Origin of the sequence: Paenimyroides viscosum, from assembly GCF_003858535.1 — a bacterium.
Taxonomy (GTDB): Bacteria; Bacteroidota; Bacteroidia; order Flavobacteriales; family Flavobacteriaceae; genus Flavobacterium; species Flavobacterium viscosum.
Genome location: NZ_RQTJ01000005.1, coordinates 12,610 through 31,136, shown reverse-complemented (window position 1 = coordinate 31,136; position 18,527 = coordinate 12,610). Strand labels below are relative to the sequence as shown.

Genomic DNA, 18,527 nt, shown 5'->3' with positions numbered 1-18,527 from the left:
TTGATGTTTTTACCATTTACTTTTAGATAAATCTGTTGAGCATACAAACTACAGCTTGTTGTAAGGATTAAAAAAAGTAAGTAAAAGATTTTTTTTGAAAACAGCATTCAGATAAATTTCCCGTAAATATACGCTAAAGATTAAAAACAATTAAACTAACATTTTAAGGCAACAAGTCATTTTTAATTTTTTACAAATCATGTATTTATTTAGTAGATTATAAAATGTGTAATTTTATTTTTGAGTTTTTGTTATTAATTGTTAGTTGAATAGGTTTTTTTGCAAAAAAGAACTAGGTTTGTATTAAATTAACAAATGCTTTGAAGTTATGAAAAAGATATTAATCGTACTTACAGTTTTAGTGGTAAATCAACTCACGGCACAAATACCAATATTGAATACCAATTGGTATTTAACCCAAATAGAAGAAAATAATCAAATTGATATTGTGCCTATTTCTGTAAATGGAACAACAGGCGGAAATTGGCATTTTTCAATTTTCCATACTCCTATCCCAGAATTAATTCAATTAACAAGTGCTTATTGTTCCCAATTTGATGCTGAAGTTAATGTAACATCTACAGATTTTATTTTTCCTACGGGACAAATAATCCTTACAATGAATATGCCTTGTGAATGGATGACTAATGAAGAAATTCAGTATTTTGGTAAATACTATGATTTTTTTGAGAATTATCGCAATAATACCTTTACATATATTATTAATAATTTTTCTGGTTATAATCAGCTAATCATAACCAACAACGCAGGAATTAAAGCTTATTATAGCACTATTCCTTTGGCTAATATTAAAGAAAATGAATTAGAACAATTTGTAAAAGTTTATCCAACTCCTTTTACAGACCATTTTTTTGTAGAAGATTATGAGCAAATTATTAAAGAAATTAAAATTTTTGATAACACGGGAAAATTAATAAAGAAAGTTTCAAATACTAATCCTTTACAGGAAATTCATGCTAATTTTGCAAGCGGAAATTATTTTGTAACTATTGAAACCAAAGACCGCAGAACAATGACTAAGAAAATAATTAAAAAGTAATTGTTAATTAGTAATCCTAAAAAATATAAACCCTATCAAAGTTTTAACTCTGATAGGGTTATCTATTAAAAACAGAAATATTTTGAAAATAAACGAAATAGGTTTGTTTTGAAAGTAAAAATTTATATATTTGCATCCCCGAAAATACACGGGAAATTAAATTGAATGTAGAAAATTTTTAATAAACATTATGCCAACAATTCAACAATTAGTAAGAAAAGGGAGAACCCAATTGACTAAGAAGAGTAAATCGGTTGCTTTGGATTCATGTCCTCAAAGACGTGGTGTGTGTACGCGTGTTTATACTACTACACCTAAAAAGCCAAACTCTGCAATGCGTAAAGTAGCGCGTGTACGTTTGACAAACGGTAATGAAGTAAACGCTTACATCCCAGGAGAAGGACACAATTTACAAGAGCACTCGATAGTATTAGTTAGAGGTGGAAGGGTAAAAGATTTACCAGGAGTTAGATACCACATTGTACGTGGTGCTTTAGATACAGCCGGTGTTAACGGTCGTACACAAAGAAGATCTAAATATGGTGCTAAACGCCCTAAAGACGCAAAAAAGTAATTTAATTTAAGTAAAATAGTCAAAAGTTATAAGTCGTGAAGATTTATGTGTTGATCTTGATCAGTGCAGAGCTTTAAACTTGGAACCTTAAACTAGAAACTTTTAAAAGTAACAAAGAAATGAGAAAAAGACAGGCTAAAAAAAGACCTCTTTTACCAGATCCGAAATTTAACGATCAGTTAGTAACACGTTTCGTGAACAACCTAATGTGGGATGGTAAAAAATCTACAGCTTTCAAAGTATTCTACGATGCATTAGAAATCGTTGAAACTAAAAAGCAAGATGAAGAAAAAACCTCTTTGGAAGTATGGAAAGATGCATTAACAAACGTTATGCCTCACGTTGAAGTACGTTCTCGCCGTGTAGGTGGTGCTTCATTCCAAATTCCAATGCCAATTCGTCCAGATAGAAAAATTTCTATGGCGATGAAATGGATGATTCTTTATGCAAGAAAAAGAAACGATAAATCTATGGCTTCTAAATTAGCTGCTGAAATCTTAGCTGCTGCTAAAGAAGAAGGTGCTGCTGTTAAGAAAAGAATGGATGTTCACAAAATGGCAGATGCTAATAAAGCATTCTCTCACTTTAGATTTTAATTTTCATAAAGAACAGAAATGGCTAGAGATTTAAGATATACTAGAAATATTGGAATTGCTGCTCACATTGATGCTGGTAAAACAACAACAACAGAGCGTATTCTTTTCTATACAGGAAAAAATCATAAAATTGGTGAAACTCACGAAGGTTCATCAACTACTGACTGGATGGAGCAAGAGGCTGAAAGAGGTATTACAATTACTTCTGCAGCTGTAACTGTAGAGTGGAACTTTCCTATGGAAAACGGAAAACCCACTGCAGATACTCAAAAATACCACTTTAATATTATTGATACTCCAGGACACGTTGATTTTACCGTAGAGGTAAATCGTTCATTACGTGTGCTAGATGGTTTAGTTTTCTTATTTAGTGCAGTTGATGGTGTTGAACCACAATCTGAAACTAACTGGAGATTAGCTGATAACTACAAAGTTCCACGTATGGGATTTGTAAACAAGATGGACCGTCAAGGTGCAGACTTCTTAAAAGTTTGTCGTCAAGTAAAAGAAATGTTAGGTTCTAACGCAGTGCCTATCGTTTTACCAATTGGTGACGAAGCTGATTTCAAAGGAGTGGTAGATTTAATTAAAAACCGCGCAATTGTATGGCATGATGAAAATCACGGTTCTACATTTGACGTAGTTGATATTCCTGCTGAAATGGTTGACGAGGTAAAACAATACCGTGGTCAATTAATCGAAGAAATTGCAGGATATGATGAAAATCTTCTTGAAAAATACATGGAAGATGAAAACTCTATCACAGAAGACGAAGTAAATGCTGCTTTAAGAGCTGCTACTTTAGATATGAGTATCATTCCAATGATGTGTGGATCTTCTTTCAAAAACAAAGGAGTTCAGTTCATGATTGATGCAGTATGTCATTACTTACCTGCACCAACAGATAAAGAAGCTATCGAAGGCACTAACCCTGATACTGATGAGCCTATTACACGTAAGCCATCTGTAAATGATCCATTCGCTGCATTAGCATTTAAAATCGCTACAGATCCATTCGTAGGTCGTTTAGCTTTCTTCCGTGCTTATTCAGGTCGTTTAGATGCAGGTTCTTATGTATTAAACAACCGTTCAGGTAATAAAGAACGTATTTCTCGTATCTACCAAATGCATGCTAATAAACAAAATCCAATCGAATATATCGAGGCAGGTGATATTGGTGCAGCAGTAGGATTTAAAGATATTAAAACAGGAGATACATTATCAGACGAAAAACACCCAATTGTTTTAGAGTCTATGGATTTCCCTGATCCGGTAATCGGTATCGCTATCGAGCCTAAAACTAAGGCAGATGTTGATAAAATGGGTATGGCTTTAGCTAAATTAGCAGAAGAAGATCCAACTTTTACAGTTCGTACAGATCAAGCTTCAGGACAAACAATTATCTCTGGTATGGGTGAGTTACACTTAGATATCATTGTTGATCGTATGCGTCGTGAATTCAAAGTTGAAGTAAACCAAGGTGAGCCTCAAGTAGAATATAAAGAAGCTTTCACAAAAGATGCTAGTCACAGAGAAACTTATAAAAAGCAATCTGGTGGACGTGGTAAATTTGGTGATATCGTATTTAAAATTGGACCAGCTGACGATGTTGATGGTAAGCCATTTGTAGGTTTACAATTCGTTAACGAAGTTAAAGGTGGTAACGTACCAAAAGAATACATTCCTGCTGTAGAAAAAGGTTTCCGTGAGTCTATGAAACAAGGTCCTTTAGCAGGATTTGAAATGGATTCATTAAAAGTTACTTTAGTCGATGGTTCTTACCATGCGGTAGATTCGGATGCACTATCTTTCGAATTAGCAGCTAAAATGGGATATAAAGAATCTGCAAAAGCTGCAGGTGCTATTATCCTTGAGCCAATCATGAAATTAGAGGTATTAACTCCAGAAGAAAATATGGGTGATATCGTTGGTGACTTAAACCGTCGTCGTGGGCAAATTAATGCTATGGACGATCGTAACGGAGCAAAAGTTGTAAAAGCTTCTGTGCCGTTATCAGAAATGTTTGGTTATGTAACAACATTACGTACATTATCTTCAGGACGTGCAACTTCTACAATGGAGTTCTCTCACTACGAGCAAACACCTTCTAATATTCAAGAAGAAGTAATTAAAAAAGCAAAAGGTAACGCTTAATAATTAAGAAAATGAGTCAAAAAATCAGAATAAAATTAAAATCTTACGATCATGCTTTGGTTGACAAGTCGGCTGAAAAAATCGTAAAAACTGTAAAAAGTACAGGTGCAGTGGTAACAGGACCAATTCCATTACCAACTCATAAAAAAATCTTTACTGTTTTACGTTCTCCACACGTTAACAAAAAGTCTAGAGAGCAGTTCGAGTTAAGTTCGTACAAAAGATTATTAGACATCTATTCATCATCATCTAAAACGATCGACGCTTTAATGAAATTAGAGCTTCCTTCAGGTGTAGAAGTAGAGATAAAAGTATAATAATAAAATATTTTACAAAATACTTGTATATTTCAAGCATTGGTATTAATTTTGCCGATGCTTGAAATTTTTATATTTAATAATTACTAATTTAAAATTATGTCTGGGTTAATTGGAAAAAAAATCGGCATGACTTCAATCTTCGATGAGAACGGGAAAAACATTCCTTGTACTGTAATTGAATTAGGTCCATGTGTCGTTACCCAAGTCAGAACCAAAGAGGTTGACGGGTATGAAGCTTATCAACTTGGTTTCGATGACGCTAGAGAAAAGAATGCAACTAAAGCGGCGCAAGGTCACTTTAAAAAAGCAGGAACTTCTGTTAAGAAAAAAGTCGTTGAAATTCAAGATTTTGAAAGCAATTATGGTTTAGGTGATGTTATCACTGTAGACTTATTTACTGAAGGAGACTTTGTTGATGTACAAGGTACTTCTAAAGGTAAAGGATTCCAAGGTGTTGTAAAACGTCATGGATTTGGTGGGGTTGGTCAAGCTACGCATGGTCAGCACAACCGTTTAAGAGCTCCAGGTTCTGTTGGTGCATCGTCTTATCCTTCAAGAGTATTCAAGGGTATGCGTATGGCAGGTAGAATGGGAGGAGAAAAAGTAACAGTTCAAAACCTTAGAGTTTTAAAAGTGGTTACAGACAAAAACTTATTAGTAGTTAAAGGTGCTGTACCAGGTCACAAAAACTCTTACGTAATCGTTCAAAAGTAATGGAAGTAAAAGTTTTAGATATCAACGGAAAAGAAACTGGCAGATCAGTACAACTGGCTGATTCAGTTTTCGCAATTGAGCCTAATAAACATGCTATCTATTTAGATGTTAAACAATATTTGGCAAATCAACGTCAAGGTACGCACAAAGCTAAAGAAAGAGCTGAAGTAGCGGGATCTACACGTAAAATTAAAAAACAAAAAGGTACAGGTACTGCACGTGCAGGTTCTGCGAAATCACCTGTTTTCAAAGGTGGTGGTACTATTTTTGGCCCACGTCCAAGAAGTTATTCATTTAAATTGAATAAAGCTTTAAAGCGTTTGGCTCGTAAATCTGCTTTTACAATTAAAGCTCAAGAAGCTAATTTATTTGTTGTAGAAGATTTTACTTTCGAAGCACCAAGTACTAAAAATTTCATTAACGTATTGAAAGCTTTAGGGTTAGAAGGTAAAAAATCATTATTTGTGTTGGGTGAATCAAATAAAAACGTATATTTGTCGTCACGCAATTTAGAAAGAGCTTCTGTGGTAACTTCTTCAGAATTAAACACTTACGGTATTTTAAATGCAAAATCGTTAGTATTAACTGAAGGTTCATTAGAAGGAATTGTAGAAAATTTAAGTAAATAAATAGGGAAATGAGTATAATTATTAAACCTATCATTACCGAAAAAATCACAAAAGACGGTGAATCATTTAACCGTTTTGGATTTATAGTAGCTAAAAAAGCTAACAAAGTAGAAATTAAAAAAGCGGTTGAAAAAGCTTATGGAGTTTCTGTTTTAGATGTAAACACAATGATTTACAGAGCTGATAGAAGCACAAAGTTCACGAAAAGCGGAATGATTACTGGTAAAACGTCTTCATACAAGAAAGCAATTGTAACATTGAAAGAAGGAGATTCAATCGATTTTTACACTAATATCTAATAACAATGTCAGTTAGAAAATTAAAACCTATTACCCCAGGTCAGCGTTTTAGAGTTGTTAATAGTTTTGACGCTATTACAACTGATAAGCCGGAGCGTTCATTATTAGCACCGAAAAAAAACTCTGGAGGTAGAAATAGTCAAGGAAAAATGACCATGCGTTATATTGGTGGTGGTCATAAACAACAATATCGTATCATCGATTTTAAAAGAACTAAAACTGGAGTTCCAGCAACAGTTAAAACAATCGAATACGATCCAAACCGTTCAGCATTTATCTCATTATTAGCATATGCAGATGGAGCAAAAACGTACATCGTAGCACCAGCAGGATTGCAAGTAGGTCAGAAAGTAGTTTCTGGACCACAAGCAGCTCCAGAAGTTGGTAATGCAATGCCTTTAGCAAACATTCCTCTTGGTACAATTATTTCTTGTATCGAGTTACGTCCAGGTCAAGGTGCTGTTATCGCACGTTCTGCAGGAACTTTTGCACAATTAGTTGCTCGTGATGGTAAATACGCAACAATTAAAATGCCTTCAGGTGAGATTCGTTTGATCTTATTAACATGTATGGCAACAATTGGTGCGGTATCTAACTCAGATCACCAGTTAATCGTTTCAGGTAAAGCAGGTAGATCTCGTTGGTTAGGTAGAAGACCACGTACTAGACCGGTTGCTATGAATCCAGTTGATCACCCAATGGGAGGTGGTGAAGGACGCTCTTCAGGAGGTCACCCACGTTCTAGAAAAGGTTTACCAGCGAAGGGTTATAGAACTCGTTCTAAAGTAAAAGCAAGTAATAAACATATTGTAGAACGTAGAAAGAAATAATTAAGTAAGTATGGCACGTTCATTAAAAAAAGGACCTTATGTTCACTTTAAACTTGAGAAAAAAGTTTTAGAGAACGCAGAAAACGGTAACAAAGCAGTTGTTAAAACTTGGTCTAGAGCATCTATGATAACTCCAGATTTCGTAGGACAAACAATTGCAGTACACAACGGTCGTCAATTTGTACCAGTTTACGTAACAGAAAACATGGTAGGACATAAATTAGGAGAGTTTTCACCAACACGTTCATTCCGTGGACATGCAGGTGCAAAAAATAAAGGTAAAAAATAATAAGAAGCTATGGGAGTTCGTAAAAGAGAAAGAGCAGAGCAAACAAAAGAAGCAAACAAAAGTATTGCTTTTGCTAAGCTAAACAATTGCCCAACTTCACCTCGTAAAATGCGTTTAGTTGCAGATTTAGTAAGAGGACAGAAAGTTGAGAATGCTCTTAACATATTAAAGTTTAATACAAAAGAAGCTTCAGGTAGAATTGAAAAATTATTGTTATCAGCAATTGCTAACTGGCAAGCTAAAAACGCTGAAGCAAACATCGAAGAAGCAGAATTATTTGTTAAAGAAATCCGTGTAGACGGTGGGGCAATGTTGAAAAGATTACGTCCTGCACCACAAGGTCGCGCGCACAGAATCAGAAAACGTTCTAATCACGTTACAATCGTATTAGGATCAAACAATAACACACAAAGCAATTAATAAACAGTATGGGACAAAAGACTAATCCAATCGGAAATCGCCTTGGGATCATCAGAGGATGGGACTCTAACTGGTACGGTGGAAATGACTATGGAGACAAACTTGCTGAAGATGCAAAAATCAGAAAGTATATCCATGCTCGTTTAGCAAAAGCTAGTGTATCTAAAATCATTATCGAGAGAACTTTAAAACTTGTAACCGTTACTATCACTACTGCAAGACCTGGTATCATTATCGGAAAAGGCGGACAAGAGGTAGACAAGTTAAAAGAAGAACTTAAGAAAATTACTAACAAAGAGGTACAAATTAACATCTTTGAAATTAAAAGACCAGAATTAGATGCTTATTTGGCTGCAACAAGCATCGCACGTCAAATCGAAAGCCGTATTTCTTACCGTAGAGCTATTAAAATGGCTATCGCTGCGGCAATGAGAATGAACGCTGAAGGTATGAAAGTGCAAATTTCAGGTCGTTTGAACGGGGCAGAAATGGCACGTTCTGAAAACTTTAAAGATGGACGTATTCCTTTATCTACTTTCCGTGCGGATATTGATTATGCTTTAGCTGAAGCGCATACTACTTACGGTAGAATGGGTATTAAAGTATGGATCATGAAAGGTGAGGTTTATGGTAAGAGAGATCTTTCTCCGTTAGCTGGAATGGACAAACAACAAAAGTCGTCTAAACCATCAGGATCTGGAAAACCAAATGGAAGACCAAACCAACAACGCAACAACAAACGAAAGTAATTTAAAACTAACGAAAAATGTTACAGCCTAAAAGAACCAAGTACCGTAAGGTACAGAAAGGTAGAATGAAAGGAGTTTCTCAAAGAGGTAGCGAACTTTCTAACGGAATGTTCGGTATTAAATCTTTAGATTACTCGTTCATTACTTCTCGTCAAATCGAAGCTGCGCGTATCGCTGCAACTCGTTTCATGAAACGTGAAGGACAATTATGGATTAAAATCTTCCCAGATAAACCTATTACTAAAAAACCTTTAGAGGTTCGTATGGGTAAAGGTAAAGGTGCAGTTGAGTATTGGGCTGCAGTTGTTAAGCCAGGAAGAATTATGTTTGAAGTAGGTGGTGTGCCTTTAGCAGTTGCAAAAGAAGCATTACGTTTAGCTGCTCAAAAACTTCCAGTAAAAACTAAGTTTATCATTGCTAGAGATTTCGAAGCTTAATTTTAGATCATTATGAAGAAACAAGAAATAAATAATCTATCTGTAGCTGAGTTACAAGCAAAACTTGGTGAATTAACAAACCAATATGCTGAGTTAAAACATGCTCACGCTATTTCACCTATTGCTAACCCTTTGCAATTAAGAACTGTAAGAAGAGCTATCGCAAGAGTGAATACTGAGATTAGCAAAAAAGACTTACAATAATTGTATTCTGCTGAAAGATGGAAAAAAGAAATTTAAGAAAAGAAAGAGTCGGTGTAGTTACAAGCAACAAAATGACTAAGTCAATTGTTGTATCTGAAACAAGTAAGGTAAAACACCCATTATACGGAAAGTTCGTGTTAAAAACAAAGAAATATGTTGCACACGACGAATTGAACGACTGTAACATTGGTGACACAGTTAGAATTATGGAGACACGTCCATTGTCTAAAAACAAATGTTGGAGATTAGTTGAAATCATTGAAAGAGCGAAGTAATTATGGTACAACAAGAATCTAGATTAAAAGTAGCAGATAACACAGGCGCAAAAGAAGTTTTGACGATCCGTGTTTTAGGAGGAACGAAACGTCGTTATGCCTCTGTTGGAGATAAAATTGTAGTTTCAATTAAAGACGCTACCCCAAACAGTAACGCTAAAAAAGGAACTGTATCAACTGCAGTTGTTGTACGTACCAAAAAAGAAGTGAGAAGAGCTGATGGATCTTACATCCGTTTCGATGACAACGCATGTGTGTTATTGAACGCTGCAGGTGAAATGAGAGGAACTCGCGTTTTTGGTCCCGTTGCAAGAGAACTTCGTGAAAAACAATTCATGAAAATTGTATCATTAGCACCTGAAGTGCTTTAATTCTTTCAAATGATGACAAAGCTAAAAATTAAATCAGGAGATAACGTACGCGTTATTGCTGGAGATCACAAAGGATCAGAAGGAAAAGTTGTTCGCGTTTTCCGCGACAAAAATAAAGCAATCGTTGAAGGGGTAAACATGGTTTCTAAACATGTTAAGCCAAGTGCTACCAACCCTCAAGGAGGTATTGTAAAAAAAGAAGCAGCAATTCATATTTCTAACATAGCTTTAGTAGACCCAACCACAAAAGGTGTAACTAAAGTTGCTTACAAAGTAGAAGGAGATAAGAAAGTACGCGTTTCTAAAAAATCTAATCAAGCATTATAGTCATGACTTATATACCAAGACTTAAACAAGAATATAAAGACAGAGTAGTCTCTGCTTTAAAAGAAGAATTCGGTTACAAAAATGTAATGGAAGTTCCTAAACTTGAGAAAATCGTTGTAAGCCGTGGAGTTGGTGCTGCCGTTTCTGATAAAAAGTTAGTTGATCACGCTGTTGAAGAATTAACAAAAATTACAGGACAAAAAGCAGTATCTACTATTTCTAAAAAAGACGTTGCTTCTTTTAAATTAAGAAAAGGGATGCCAATTGGTGCTAAAGTTACTTTACGTGGCGAAAGAATGTACGAATTCTTAGACCGTTTAGTTACATCTGCATTACCACGTGTACGTGATTTCGCTGGTGTTAAATCTACTGGGTTTGACGGAAGAGGAAATTATAACTTAGGGGTAGTTGAGCAAATTATTTTCCCTGAAATCGATATTGATAAAGTTAACAAAATTGCAGGTTTTGATATTACTTTTGTAACATCTGCTAACACAGATGCTGAAGCAAAATCATTATTAGCAGAATTAGGAGTACCTTTTAAAAAGAACTAGTATGGCTAAAGAATCAATGAAAGCCCGTGAGGCAAAAAGAGAAGCTTTGGTAGCTAAATATGCTGCAAAACGCAAAGCTTTAAAAGAAGCGGGTGATTACGAAGCGCTTCAAAAATTACCTGCTAACGCATCGCCAGTACGTTTACACAACCGTTGTAAATTAACAGGTCGCCCAAGAGGGTATATGCGTCAGTTTGGTCTTTCACGTGTAACTTTCCGTGAAATGGCTAACCAAGGGTTAATCCCAGGTGTTAAAAAAGCAAGTTGGTAATCTCGAAAAAAGTTAGTACTTTTGCCAACTAAAAAATAATTTTAATTGATTAAAGGTTCAGGAAACATTTGTTTCCTGAAAACCCTAATCGCAATTTTATACATATGTATACAGATCCTATCGCAGATTTTTTAACAAGAATTAGAAATGCTTCTCGTGCAAACCACAAAGTTGTAGAGATCCCAGCGTCTAACTTCAAAAAAGAAATCACAAAAATTTTATTCGAACAAGGATATATTTTAAGCTACAAATATGATGATTCTTCAGTGCAAGGATCAATTAAAATAGCTTTAAAATATGATAAAGACACGAAAGAGTCAGTTATCAAAGATATCCAAAGAATTAGTAAACCAGGTTTACGTAAATATGCATCATCTGCAGATTTACCACGTATCTTAAACGGTTTAGGTATTGCAATTGTGTCAACATCTAAAGGTTTAATGACAGGTAAAAAAGCGAAGCAGTTAAATGTTGGTGGTGAAGTTGTTTGTTACGTATACTAATAAAATAGACTAGCGAAATGTCAAGAATAGGTAAAAATCCAATCGCAATACCAGCTGGCGTAACTGTAGAAGTTAAAGATTCTGTTATTGTAGTTAAAGGAAAATTAGGAGAGCTTTCACAGGCTTTTGATAAAGTTGATGTGAAAGTAGAAGACGGACAAGTAATCGTTGAGCGCTCATCTGATGTAAAAGAAGAAAGAGCAAAACACGGTTTATACAGAAGTTTAATCAATAACATGGTTGTTGGTGTATCTGAAGGTTTTACTAAAGAATTAGAATTAGTAGGTGTTGGTTACCGTGCTTCAAATCAAGGTCAAAAACTTGATTTGGCTTTAGGTTACTCTCACAACATTGTTTTAAACATTACTGACGAAGTAAAAGTTGAAACAGTTTCTGAGAAAGGTAAAAACCCTATCGTTAAATTATCATCGGCAGACAAACAATTGGTAGGTCAGGTTGCAGCTAAGATTCGTTCTTTCCGTAAACCAGAACCTTACAAAGGTAAAGGTATCAAGTTTGTTGGTGAAGTATTAAGAAGAAAAGCAGGTAAATCAGCTTAAAAATTAAGATCATGTCATTAAACAAATCTGAAAGAAGACAAAGAATTCAATACAGAATTAGAAAAACGGTTAGCGGTACTGCTGCTACACCACGTTTAGCTGTATTTAGAAGCAACAAGGAAATCTATGCACAAATCATAGATGATGTGAACGGTGTAACTTTAGCTGCGGCATCTTCAAGAGAAGCTGGTGTAACTAAAGGAACTAAAATTGAAACTGCTGCATCAGTTGGTAAACTAATTGCAGAGAAGGCTTTGAAAGCTGGCGTAGAAACTATCTCTTTTGACAGAGGTGGTAACTTATACCACGGTCGTGTTAAATCATTAGCAGAAGGCGCAAGAGAAGCTGGATTAAAATTCTAATTGTAGTTAGTTATGTATCAAAGTTATAAAAACGTAGAATATGTTAAACCAGCTGGTCTTGATTTAAAAGATCGTTTGGTTTCAGTTAATCGTGTTACTAAAGTAACTAAAGGGGGTAGAGCTTTTGGCTTTTCTGCTGTAGTTGTAGTAGGTGACGAAAACGGTGTAGTGGGTCATGGTTTAGGAAAATCTAAAGACGTTTCTGAAGCAATTGCTAAAGCAGTTGAAGATGCTAAGAAAAACTTAGTTCGTATTCCATTACAAGGAACTACCATTCCTCATGAACAAAAAGGTAAATTTGGTGGTGCTCGCGTATTTTTATTGCCAGCATCAGTAGGTACCGGAGTTATTGCGGGTGGTAACGTACGTGCAGTTCTAGAGGCTGTAGGTATTCACAATGTATTATCAAAATCTCAAGGTTCTTCTAACCCTCATAACGTTGTTAAAGCAACTTTCGATGCTTTATTAAACATGAGAAGTGCTGCTACTATTGCAAAACAAAGAGGAATTTCTTTAGAGAAAGTATTTAAATCTTAATTTTGAGTAGTATGTCAAAAATTAAAGTAAAACAAGTTAGAAGCAAAATCAATTGTCCAGAAAACCAAAAAAGAACATTAGAAGCTTTAGGTTTACATAAATTAGGACAAGTTGTTGAGCATGATAATACACCAACTATTGTAGGAATGGTAAAGAAAGTTCAACATTTAGTTTCTGTAGAAGAAATTAATTAATTTAATTGAATTATGAATTTAAGTAATTTACAACCGGCAAACGGTTCTGTACATAATCAAAACAAAAGAGTAGGTCGTGGTGAAGGTTCTGGTAAAGGTGGTACGTCTACACGTGGTCACAAAGGAGCTAAATCTCGTTCTGGTTATTCTAAGAAAATTGGTTTTGAAGGTGGACAGATGCCTTTACAGAGACGTGTTCCTAAATTTGGTTTTAAAAACATCAATAGAGTAGAGTATGTAGGTATTAATTTAGATACATTACAAACTTTAGTTGATAACGGAACAATTACTAATGCAATTGATTTTAATGCATTAGTTGAAAATAGAATAGTTTCTAAAAATAGCTTAGTTAAGATTTTGGGTAGAGGAGAGCTTAAGGCGAAATTAACAGTAACTGCTCATAAATTTACAGCAACAGCAAAAGCCGCTATTGAAGCAGCTGGTGGTGAAGTTGTATCTTTATAAAAATCTTTAACTACTTATGAAGAAGTTTTTTGAAACTTTAGCCAATATTTGGAATATCGAAGAACTTAAGAATAAAATCTTAATAACTTTAGGTATGTTACTTGTGTATCGTTTTGGTGCACAAGTAACCTTACCAGGTATTGATGCTACAAAATTACACGCTTTATCAGATCAAACTGATCAAGGAATAGGGTGGCTTATAAATGTATTTACAGGAGGTGCGTTCTCGCAGGCTTCTATTTTTGCATTGGGTATAATGCCTTACATCTCTGCTTCTATCGTAGTTCAGTTAATGGGTATAGCTGTGCCTTACCTACAGAAACTTCAAAACGATGGTGAAAGTGGTAGAAAGAAAATGAACCAAATTACAAGATGGTTAACTATTGGTATTACCTTAGTTCAAGGTCCAGGTTACATTTACAACTTGTATAAACAATTACCACCTGATGCATTTTTATTAGGCTTTGATTCTTTCTCTTTCTTATTCTCTTCAGTATTAATATTAACTACAGGAACAGTTTTTGCAATGTGGTTAGGTGAAAAGATTACTGATAAAGGTATTGGAAACGGTATTTCATTATTAATTATGGTTGGTATCATCGCTAAATTACCAATTGCATTCATGCAAGAGACACAGTCTCGTATGGTAGCAGGTAACGGTGGTCCAATGATGATTGTAATAGAAGTTATCATCTGGTTATTAATAATCATAGCTTGTATATTTTTAACAATGGCAGTTCGTAAAATCGCTGTACAATACGCTCGTAGAAGTGTAGCTGGTGAATACGACGCTGCATCTGTATCAGGAAACCGTCAGTGGATTCCTTTAAAGCTTAACGCTTCAGGTGTAATGCCAATTATCTTTGCACAAGCAATTATGTTTATACCACCAGTAATTGCTGGGTTATCCTCTTCAGACAGTGCGCAAACTGTAACCACAATGTTTAGTAACATATTTGGTTTAGAGTATAATTTAGTTTTTGCTTTGTTAATCATAATTTTTTCGTACTTTTACACCGCAATTACGGTACCTACCAATAAAATGGCCGATGATTTAAAACGTAGTGGAGGTTTTATACCAGGAATTAAGCCTGGACAAGAAACTGCAAACTTCTTAGATCGCGTAATGTCGTTAATCACATTTCCAGGTTCGTTATTCCTTGCTGTGATCGCAGTTTTACCTGCAATCGCGGTATCTTTAATGGGAATTCAACAGGGTTGGGCAATGTTTTATGGTGGAACATCTTTATTAATTTTAGTAAGTGTTGCAATTGATACAATACAGCAAATTAATGCTTATTTGTTAAACAAGCAGTACGACGGATTAATGAAGAGTGGAAAAAATAGAAAAGCAATTGCTTAATATATGGCAAAACAATCAGCAATAGAACAAGACGGAGCGATTATTGAAGCATTATCAAATGCAATGTTCCGTGTAGAATTAGAGAACGGACATATTGTAATTGCTCATATTTCTGGAAAAATGCGTATGCATTACATCAAATTATTACCTGGTGATAAAGTGAAGTTAGAAATGAGCCCTTATGATTTGTCTAAAGCAAGAATTACTTATAGATATTAAAAAAAGCAATAAGCTATAAGCAGTAGGCAATAAGCAGTATGTTTATTCCTAAAGCCTAGAGCTTAAAGCCCAAAGCAAATTTACAATGAAAGTAAGAGCATCAGTTAAAAAAAGAAGTGCGGAATGCATTATTGTACGTAGAAAAGGAAGATTATACGTTATAAACAAAAAGAATCCTAGATTTAAACAAAGACAAGGATAATTATGGCAAGAATAGCAGGGGTAGATGTACCTAAAAATAAAAGAGGAATTATTGCTTTAACTTATATTTTCGGTGTAGGTTTAAGTAGATCAAAAGAGGTGTTGGCAAAAGCTAACGTTAATGAAGACAAAAAAGTTTCAGAATGGAACGATGAAGAAATCGGTGCTATTCGTGAAGCAATGTCTTATTACAAAATTGAAGGTGAATTACGTTCAGAAGTATCTTTAAACATTAAACGTTTAATGGATATCGGATGTCAACGTGGAATCCGTCATAGAGCTGGTCTTCCATTAAGAGGACAAAGAACTAAAAACAACTCTAGAACAAGAAAAGGTAAAAGAAAAACTGTTGCTAACAAGAAAAAAGCAACTAAATAATAAGTAGTATGGCTAAAGCAAATACAAAAAAACGTAAAGTTATAGTTGAATCTACTGGAGAAGCTCATATCAGCGCAACCTTCAATAACATCATCATTTCGTTAACAAACAAAAAAGGTGAAGTTATTTCTTGGTCGTCAGCAGGTAAAATGGGATTCCGTGGTTCTAAGAAAAACACTCCTTATGCAGCACAAATGGCAGCAGAAGATTGTGGTAAAGTAGCGTTAGAAGCTGGACTTAAAAAAGTGAAAGTTTACGTTAAAGGACCAGGAAATGGTAGAGAATCTGCAATTCGTTCTATCCACAACAGTGGTATCGAAGTAACAGAAATCATTGATATTACTCCAATTCCTCACAACGGATGTCGTCCTCCAAAAAGACGAAGAGTTTAATTTATATTATAGTATAACCTAAGGTAGGAATAGATTATCGGAGGATAAGACCTGAATTCATAATCCCTACCTTTTTTATTTTTTTTAAAATGGCAAGATATACTGGTCCACAAACAAAAATCGCTCGTAAATTCGGAGAAGCAATCTTCGGAGATGATAAAGCATTCGAAAAAAGAAATTACCCGCCAGGGCAACACGGTTTAGCAAAAAAGAGAGGTAAAAAATCTGAATACGCTATCCAGTTAATGGAAAAACAAAAAGCTAAATACACGTACGGTGTTTTAGAAAAACAATTCCGTAACATGTTTAAAAAAGCATCTGCATCTAAAGGTGTAACAGGTGAAGTTTTAATCCAGTTATGTGAATCTCGTTTAGACAATGTTGTTTACAGAATGGGTATCGCCTCTTCTCGTCGTGCAGCTCGTCAAATTGTTTCTCACAGACATATTACCGTTAACGGTGAATTAGTTAACATCCCTTCATACCAATTAAAAGCTGGAGATAAAGTAGCAGTTCGCGAAAAATCTAAATCATTAGAGGCTATCGAACGTTCATTATCTAATTCTAGCGCTGTTTACGAATGGATTACTTGGAATAATGATACTAAAGAGGGTACTTATGTAAGTGTTCCTGCTAGACTTCAAGTTCCAGAAAACATCAAAGAACAGTTAATCGTAGAGTTGTACAACAAATAATAATTGACATTCAGTCGAAACACACATGGCAATATTTAATTTTCAAAAGCCCGATAAAGTTATCATGATTGATTCAACAGATTTTAAAGGGAAATTCGAATTTCGTCCTTTAGAACCTGGTTATGGATTAACCATTGGTAATGCACTAAGAAGAGTGCTTCTGTCATCATTAGAAGGATATGCAATAACCTCGGTACGTATTGAAGGTGTTGAGCATGAGTTTTCTACTATTTCTGGTGTTGTTGAGGATGTAACAGAAATTATCTTAAACTTAAAACAGGTACGTTTTAAACGTCAAATTGAAGATATTGATAATGAATCTGTAAGCATTTCATTCACAGGAAAAGATCAATTAACAGCTGGCGATTTCCAAAAATATATCTCAGGATTCCAAGTTTTAAACCCTGATTTAGTAATCTGTAATCTTGACGGTAAAATTACCATTAACATGGAAATTTCTATCGAAAAAGGTAGAGGTTACGTACCTGCAGAAGAAAATAGAAAACCTAACGCACCTTTCGGAACAATTTATACAGACTCTATTTACACGCCTGTAAAAAATGTTAAGTATGCTATAGAAAACTATCGTGTAGAACAAAAAACCGATTATGAAAAATTAGTTTTTGATATCGTTACAGATGGATCTATTCATCCTAAAGATGCTTTAACAGAAGCTGCTAAAACGTTGATTCATCATTTTATGTTATTCTCTGATGAAAGAATCACTTTAGAGGCTGATGAAATCGCTCAAACTGAATCATACGATGAGGAATCATTGCACATGAGACAGCTTCTGAAAACCAAATTGGTAGATTTAGATCTTTCAGTAAGAGCATTAAATTGTTTAAAAGCGGCTGAAGTTGATACATTAGGCGATTTAGTTTCTTATAACAAAAACGATTTAATGAAATTTAGAAACTTCGGAAAGAAATCATTAACTGAATTAGAAGAACTAGTTCAAGTTAAAGGTTTAACTTTTGGAATGGATCTATCAAAATACAAATTAGATAAAGAATAAATTACTTCATATTTTGCTCTCCAAAGAGGATTGAAGCAAGATGAAGCTTAAAAAAACTACGTCATGAGACACGGAAAAAAAATAAATCACTTAAGTAGACAAGCAAGTCACAGAAAAGCGATGTTAGCTAATATGGCATGTTCTTTAATAGAACACAAACGTATTAACACTACAGTTGCTAAAGCTAAAGCATTAAAGCAATTTATTGAGCCTTTAGTAACTAAATGTAAAACAGACGACACACACAACCGTCGTATCGTTTTTTCTTACTTAAGAGACAAATACGCAGTTACAGAATTATTCAGAGAGGTTGCTCCTAAAGTTGGTGACCGTCCAGGTGGATATACTCGTATTATTAAATTAGGAAATCGTTTAGGTGATAATGCTGAAATGGCAATGATCGAATTAGTAGATTTCAACGAAATTTATAATGCTGGTAAAAAAGAAGTTAAAAAAGCTACAACTCGTAGAGGTAGAAAAAAAGCGGATACAGCTGAAACTACTCCTGCTCCTGCAGCTGAAACTTCTACTGAAGCTAAAGAAACTAATGAGTAATTTATCAACCAT

At 34.7% G+C, this 18,527-nt stretch carries 33 protein-coding genes; all 33 read left to right on the top strand.

Annotated features, from left to right (window positions below):
- The first annotated feature begins 328 nt into the window (after window positions 1–328).
- The 33 genes from EG242_RS03910 to rplQ all read left to right on the top strand — a co-directional run bounded on the left by EG242_RS03910 (window position 329) and on the right by rplQ (window position 18,515).
- Window positions 329–1,060, top strand: coding sequence for a T9SS type A sorting domain-containing protein (locus EG242_RS03910; protein ID WP_124898602.1), 732 nt, complete (start codon window positions 329–331; stop codon window positions 1,058–1,060).
- Window positions 1,061–1,250: 190 nt separating this feature from the next.
- Entirely contained in the window at window positions 1,251–1,634 is a 384-nt protein-coding gene (gene rpsL / locus EG242_RS03905; RefSeq protein WP_091100281.1) for a 30S ribosomal protein S12, read from the top strand.
- 119 nt (window positions 1,635–1,753) lie between these two features.
- Entirely contained in the window at window positions 1,754–2,230 is a 477-nt protein-coding gene (rpsG, locus tag EG242_RS03900; protein WP_091522195.1) for a 30S ribosomal protein S7, read from the top strand.
- An 18-nt stretch (window positions 2,231–2,248) separates the two neighbouring features.
- Window positions 2,249–4,384 carry an elongation factor G gene (gene fusA / locus EG242_RS03895; protein WP_124898601.1) on the top strand — a complete coding sequence of 712 codons (2,136 nt, stop codon included), beginning with the start codon at window positions 2,249–2,251 and terminating at the stop codon, window positions 4,382–4,384.
- Between the two features lie 11 nt (window positions 4,385–4,395).
- Window positions 4,396–4,701, top strand: coding sequence for a 30S ribosomal protein S10 (gene rpsJ, locus EG242_RS03890; RefSeq protein ID WP_091522187.1), 306 nt, complete (start codon window positions 4,396–4,398; stop codon window positions 4,699–4,701).
- A gap of 99 nt (window positions 4,702–4,800) precedes the next feature.
- Window positions 4,801–5,418 carry a 50S ribosomal protein L3 gene (gene rplC / locus EG242_RS03885; RefSeq protein ID WP_124898600.1) on the top strand — a complete coding sequence of 206 codons (618 nt, stop codon included), beginning with the start codon at window positions 4,801–4,803 and terminating at the stop codon, window positions 5,416–5,418.
- Complete coding sequence (gene rplD / locus EG242_RS03880; protein ID WP_124898599.1) at window positions 5,418–6,047, top strand: 50S ribosomal protein L4; 630 nt, start codon at window positions 5,418–5,420, stop codon at window positions 6,045–6,047. Before rplC ends, rplD begins: the two co-directional genes overlap by 1 nt.
- Before the next feature lie 8 nt (window positions 6,048–6,055).
- A complete protein-coding gene (gene rplW / locus EG242_RS03875) occupies window positions 6,056–6,346 on the top strand; it encodes a 50S ribosomal protein L23 (RefSeq protein WP_124898598.1) in 291 nt (96 codons plus the stop codon).
- 5 nt (window positions 6,347–6,351) lie between these two features.
- Window positions 6,352–7,176 (top strand): 50S ribosomal protein L2, encoded by an 825-nt coding sequence (gene rplB / locus EG242_RS03870; RefSeq protein WP_124898597.1) that lies wholly within the window; start codon window positions 6,352–6,354, stop codon window positions 7,174–7,176.
- A 10-nt stretch (window positions 7,177–7,186) separates the two neighbouring features.
- A complete protein-coding gene (gene rpsS, locus EG242_RS03865) occupies window positions 7,187–7,465 on the top strand; it encodes a 30S ribosomal protein S19 (protein WP_091100312.1) in 279 nt (92 codons plus the stop codon).
- 9 nt (window positions 7,466–7,474) lie between these two features.
- Window positions 7,475–7,885 carry a 50S ribosomal protein L22 gene (gene rplV, locus EG242_RS03860; protein ID WP_124898596.1) on the top strand — a complete coding sequence of 137 codons (411 nt, stop codon included), beginning with the start codon at window positions 7,475–7,477 and terminating at the stop codon, window positions 7,883–7,885.
- 8 nt (window positions 7,886–7,893) lie between these two features.
- Window positions 7,894–8,634: a 30S ribosomal protein S3 gene (rpsC, locus tag EG242_RS03855; protein WP_124898595.1), complete on the top strand. Its 741-nt coding sequence runs from the start codon at window positions 7,894–7,896 to the stop codon at window positions 8,632–8,634.
- A 17-nt stretch (window positions 8,635–8,651) separates the two neighbouring features.
- Window positions 8,652–9,071: a 50S ribosomal protein L16 gene (gene rplP, locus EG242_RS03850; RefSeq protein WP_091100323.1), complete on the top strand. Its 420-nt coding sequence runs from the start codon at window positions 8,652–8,654 to the stop codon at window positions 9,069–9,071.
- A gap of 12 nt (window positions 9,072–9,083) precedes the next feature.
- Window positions 9,084–9,275, top strand: a complete 192-nt coding sequence (gene rpmC / locus EG242_RS03845) for a 50S ribosomal protein L29 (RefSeq protein ID WP_124898594.1) — start codon at window positions 9,084–9,086, stop codon at window positions 9,273–9,275.
- 17 nt (window positions 9,276–9,292) lie between these two features.
- Window positions 9,293–9,550: a 30S ribosomal protein S17 gene (rpsQ, locus tag EG242_RS03840; RefSeq protein WP_124898593.1), complete on the top strand. Its 258-nt coding sequence runs from the start codon at window positions 9,293–9,295 to the stop codon at window positions 9,548–9,550.
- 2 nt (window positions 9,551–9,552) lie between these two features.
- Entirely contained in the window at window positions 9,553–9,921 is a 369-nt protein-coding gene (gene rplN / locus EG242_RS03835) for a 50S ribosomal protein L14 (protein ID WP_124898592.1), read from the top strand.
- Between the two features lie 12 nt (window positions 9,922–9,933).
- Window positions 9,934–10,248, top strand: a complete 315-nt coding sequence (rplX, locus tag EG242_RS03830) for a 50S ribosomal protein L24 (protein WP_124898591.1) — start codon at window positions 9,934–9,936, stop codon at window positions 10,246–10,248.
- Between the two features lie 2 nt (window positions 10,249–10,250).
- Entirely contained in the window at window positions 10,251–10,802 is a 552-nt protein-coding gene (rplE, locus tag EG242_RS03825; RefSeq protein ID WP_124898590.1) for a 50S ribosomal protein L5, read from the top strand.
- Window position 10,803: 1 nt separating this feature from the next.
- Window positions 10,804–11,073, top strand: coding sequence for a 30S ribosomal protein S14 (rpsN, locus tag EG242_RS03820; RefSeq protein ID WP_124898589.1), 270 nt, complete (start codon window positions 10,804–10,806; stop codon window positions 11,071–11,073).
- Window positions 11,074–11,177: 104 nt separating this feature from the next.
- Window positions 11,178–11,576: a 30S ribosomal protein S8 gene (rpsH, locus tag EG242_RS03815; protein ID WP_124898588.1), complete on the top strand. Its 399-nt coding sequence runs from the start codon at window positions 11,178–11,180 to the stop codon at window positions 11,574–11,576.
- Window positions 11,577–11,593: 17 nt separating this feature from the next.
- On the top strand, window positions 11,594–12,136 hold the full coding sequence (gene rplF, locus EG242_RS03810; protein WP_124898587.1) for a 50S ribosomal protein L6: 543 nt from the start codon (window positions 11,594–11,596) through the stop codon (window positions 12,134–12,136).
- Between the two features lie 11 nt (window positions 12,137–12,147).
- The gene (gene rplR, locus EG242_RS03805; protein WP_124898586.1) at window positions 12,148–12,498 is read left to right on the top strand and encodes a 50S ribosomal protein L18; all 351 of its coding nucleotides are present in this window, start codon (window positions 12,148–12,150) and stop codon (window positions 12,496–12,498) included.
- Between the two features lie 12 nt (window positions 12,499–12,510).
- Entirely contained in the window at window positions 12,511–13,035 is a 525-nt protein-coding gene (gene rpsE / locus EG242_RS03800) for a 30S ribosomal protein S5 (protein WP_124898585.1), read from the top strand.
- An 11-nt stretch (window positions 13,036–13,046) separates the two neighbouring features.
- The gene (rpmD, locus tag EG242_RS03795) at window positions 13,047–13,229 is read left to right on the top strand and encodes a 50S ribosomal protein L30 (RefSeq protein WP_091522133.1); all 183 of its coding nucleotides are present in this window, start codon (window positions 13,047–13,049) and stop codon (window positions 13,227–13,229) included.
- 12 nt (window positions 13,230–13,241) lie between these two features.
- Window positions 13,242–13,694 (top strand): 50S ribosomal protein L15, encoded by a 453-nt coding sequence (rplO, locus tag EG242_RS03790; protein WP_124898584.1) that lies wholly within the window; start codon window positions 13,242–13,244, stop codon window positions 13,692–13,694.
- 16 nt (window positions 13,695–13,710) lie between these two features.
- A complete protein-coding gene (gene secY, locus EG242_RS03785) occupies window positions 13,711–15,057 on the top strand; it encodes a preprotein translocase subunit SecY (protein ID WP_124898583.1) in 1,347 nt (448 codons plus the stop codon).
- A gap of 3 nt (window positions 15,058–15,060) precedes the next feature.
- Window positions 15,061–15,276: a translation initiation factor IF-1 gene (gene infA / locus EG242_RS03780; RefSeq protein ID WP_011963449.1), complete on the top strand. Its 216-nt coding sequence runs from the start codon at window positions 15,061–15,063 to the stop codon at window positions 15,274–15,276.
- A gap of 85 nt (window positions 15,277–15,361) precedes the next feature.
- Complete coding sequence (gene ykgO, locus EG242_RS03775) at window positions 15,362–15,478, top strand: type B 50S ribosomal protein L36 (RefSeq protein ID WP_002987490.1); 117 nt, start codon at window positions 15,362–15,364, stop codon at window positions 15,476–15,478.
- Window positions 15,479–15,480: 2 nt separating this feature from the next.
- Complete coding sequence (gene rpsM, locus EG242_RS03770) at window positions 15,481–15,855, top strand: 30S ribosomal protein S13 (protein WP_124898582.1); 375 nt, start codon at window positions 15,481–15,483, stop codon at window positions 15,853–15,855.
- A gap of 8 nt (window positions 15,856–15,863) precedes the next feature.
- Entirely contained in the window at window positions 15,864–16,247 is a 384-nt protein-coding gene (gene rpsK / locus EG242_RS03765; RefSeq protein ID WP_091522117.1) for a 30S ribosomal protein S11, read from the top strand.
- A gap of 89 nt (window positions 16,248–16,336) precedes the next feature.
- On the top strand, window positions 16,337–16,942 hold the full coding sequence (gene rpsD, locus EG242_RS03760; RefSeq protein ID WP_124898581.1) for a 30S ribosomal protein S4: 606 nt from the start codon (window positions 16,337–16,339) through the stop codon (window positions 16,940–16,942).
- Window positions 16,943–16,967: 25 nt separating this feature from the next.
- Window positions 16,968–17,960 (top strand): DNA-directed RNA polymerase subunit alpha, encoded by a 993-nt coding sequence (locus EG242_RS03755; RefSeq protein WP_124898580.1) that lies wholly within the window; start codon window positions 16,968–16,970, stop codon window positions 17,958–17,960.
- Between the two features lie 63 nt (window positions 17,961–18,023).
- Entirely contained in the window at window positions 18,024–18,515 is a 492-nt protein-coding gene (gene rplQ, locus EG242_RS03750; RefSeq protein WP_124898579.1) for a 50S ribosomal protein L17, read from the top strand.
- The last annotated feature ends 12 nt before the right edge of the window (window positions 18,516–18,527 follow it).

Excerpts from the sequence above, each read along its gene's own strand:
- rpsS (WP_091100312.1), top strand. The coding sequence starts at position 7,187 with ATGGCACGTTCATTAAAAAAAGGACCTTATGTTCACTTTAAACTTGAG.
- rplC (WP_124898600.1), top strand. The coding sequence starts at position 4,801 with ATGTCTGGGTTAATTGGAAAAAAAATCGGCATGACTTCAATCTTCGAT.
- rpsN (WP_124898589.1), top strand. The coding sequence starts at position 10,804 with ATGGCTAAAGAATCAATGAAAGCCCGTGAGGCAAAAAGAGAAGCTTTG.
- rpsH (WP_124898588.1), top strand. The coding sequence starts at position 11,178 with ATGTATACAGATCCTATCGCAGATTTTTTAACAAGAATTAGAAATGCT.
- rpsQ (WP_124898593.1), top strand. The coding sequence starts at position 9,293 with ATGGAAAAAAGAAATTTAAGAAAAGAAAGAGTCGGTGTAGTTACAAGC.
- rplF (WP_124898587.1), top strand. The coding sequence starts at position 11,594 with ATGTCAAGAATAGGTAAAAATCCAATCGCAATACCAGCTGGCGTAACT.
- rpsG (WP_091522195.1), top strand. The coding sequence starts at position 1,754 with ATGAGAAAAAGACAGGCTAAAAAAAGACCTCTTTTACCAGATCCGAAA.
- rpsE (WP_124898585.1), top strand. The coding sequence starts at position 12,511 with ATGTATCAAAGTTATAAAAACGTAGAATATGTTAAACCAGCTGGTCTT.
- rpsM (WP_124898582.1), top strand. The coding sequence starts at position 15,481 with ATGGCAAGAATAGCAGGGGTAGATGTACCTAAAAATAAAAGAGGAATT.
- infA (WP_011963449.1), top strand. The coding sequence starts at position 15,061 with ATGGCAAAACAATCAGCAATAGAACAAGACGGAGCGATTATTGAAGCA.
- rplV (WP_124898596.1), top strand. The coding sequence starts at position 7,475 with ATGGGAGTTCGTAAAAGAGAAAGAGCAGAGCAAACAAAAGAAGCAAAC.
- rpmC (WP_124898594.1), top strand. The coding sequence starts at position 9,084 with ATGAAGAAACAAGAAATAAATAATCTATCTGTAGCTGAGTTACAAGCA.
- rplR (WP_124898586.1), top strand. The coding sequence starts at position 12,148 with ATGTCATTAAACAAATCTGAAAGAAGACAAAGAATTCAATACAGAATT.
- rpsC (WP_124898595.1), top strand. The coding sequence starts at position 7,894 with ATGGGACAAAAGACTAATCCAATCGGAAATCGCCTTGGGATCATCAGA.
- EG242_RS03910 (WP_124898602.1), top strand. The coding sequence starts at position 329 with ATGAAAAAGATATTAATCGTACTTACAGTTTTAGTGGTAAATCAACTC.
- rpsL (WP_091100281.1), top strand. The coding sequence starts at position 1,251 with ATGCCAACAATTCAACAATTAGTAAGAAAAGGGAGAACCCAATTGACT.
- EG242_RS03755 (WP_124898580.1), top strand. The coding sequence starts at position 16,968 with ATGGCAATATTTAATTTTCAAAAGCCCGATAAAGTTATCATGATTGAT.
- rpsD (WP_124898581.1), top strand. The coding sequence starts at position 16,337 with ATGGCAAGATATACTGGTCCACAAACAAAAATCGCTCGTAAATTCGGA.
- rplO (WP_124898584.1), top strand. The coding sequence starts at position 13,242 with ATGAATTTAAGTAATTTACAACCGGCAAACGGTTCTGTACATAATCAA.
- rplB (WP_124898597.1), top strand. The coding sequence starts at position 6,352 with ATGTCAGTTAGAAAATTAAAACCTATTACCCCAGGTCAGCGTTTTAGA.
- rpmD (WP_091522133.1), top strand. The coding sequence starts at position 13,047 with ATGTCAAAAATTAAAGTAAAACAAGTTAGAAGCAAAATCAATTGTCCA.
- rpsK (WP_091522117.1), top strand. The coding sequence starts at position 15,864 with ATGGCTAAAGCAAATACAAAAAAACGTAAAGTTATAGTTGAATCTACT.
- rplX (WP_124898591.1), top strand. The coding sequence starts at position 9,934 with ATGACAAAGCTAAAAATTAAATCAGGAGATAACGTACGCGTTATTGCT.
- rplN (WP_124898592.1), top strand. The coding sequence starts at position 9,553 with ATGGTACAACAAGAATCTAGATTAAAAGTAGCAGATAACACAGGCGCA.
- ykgO (WP_002987490.1), top strand. The coding sequence starts at position 15,362 with ATGAAAGTAAGAGCATCAGTTAAAAAAAGAAGTGCGGAATGCATTATT.
- rplQ (WP_124898579.1), top strand. The coding sequence starts at position 18,024 with ATGAGACACGGAAAAAAAATAAATCACTTAAGTAGACAAGCAAGTCAC.
- rplW (WP_124898598.1), top strand. The coding sequence starts at position 6,056 with ATGAGTATAATTATTAAACCTATCATTACCGAAAAAATCACAAAAGAC.
- rpsJ (WP_091522187.1), top strand. The coding sequence starts at position 4,396 with ATGAGTCAAAAAATCAGAATAAAATTAAAATCTTACGATCATGCTTTG.
- rplD (WP_124898599.1), top strand. The coding sequence starts at position 5,418 with ATGGAAGTAAAAGTTTTAGATATCAACGGAAAAGAAACTGGCAGATCA.
- secY (WP_124898583.1), top strand. The coding sequence starts at position 13,711 with ATGAAGAAGTTTTTTGAAACTTTAGCCAATATTTGGAATATCGAAGAA.
- rplP (WP_091100323.1), top strand. The coding sequence starts at position 8,652 with ATGTTACAGCCTAAAAGAACCAAGTACCGTAAGGTACAGAAAGGTAGA.
- fusA (WP_124898601.1), top strand. The coding sequence starts at position 2,249 with ATGGCTAGAGATTTAAGATATACTAGAAATATTGGAATTGCTGCTCAC.
- rplE (WP_124898590.1), top strand. The coding sequence starts at position 10,251 with ATGACTTATATACCAAGACTTAAACAAGAATATAAAGACAGAGTAGTC.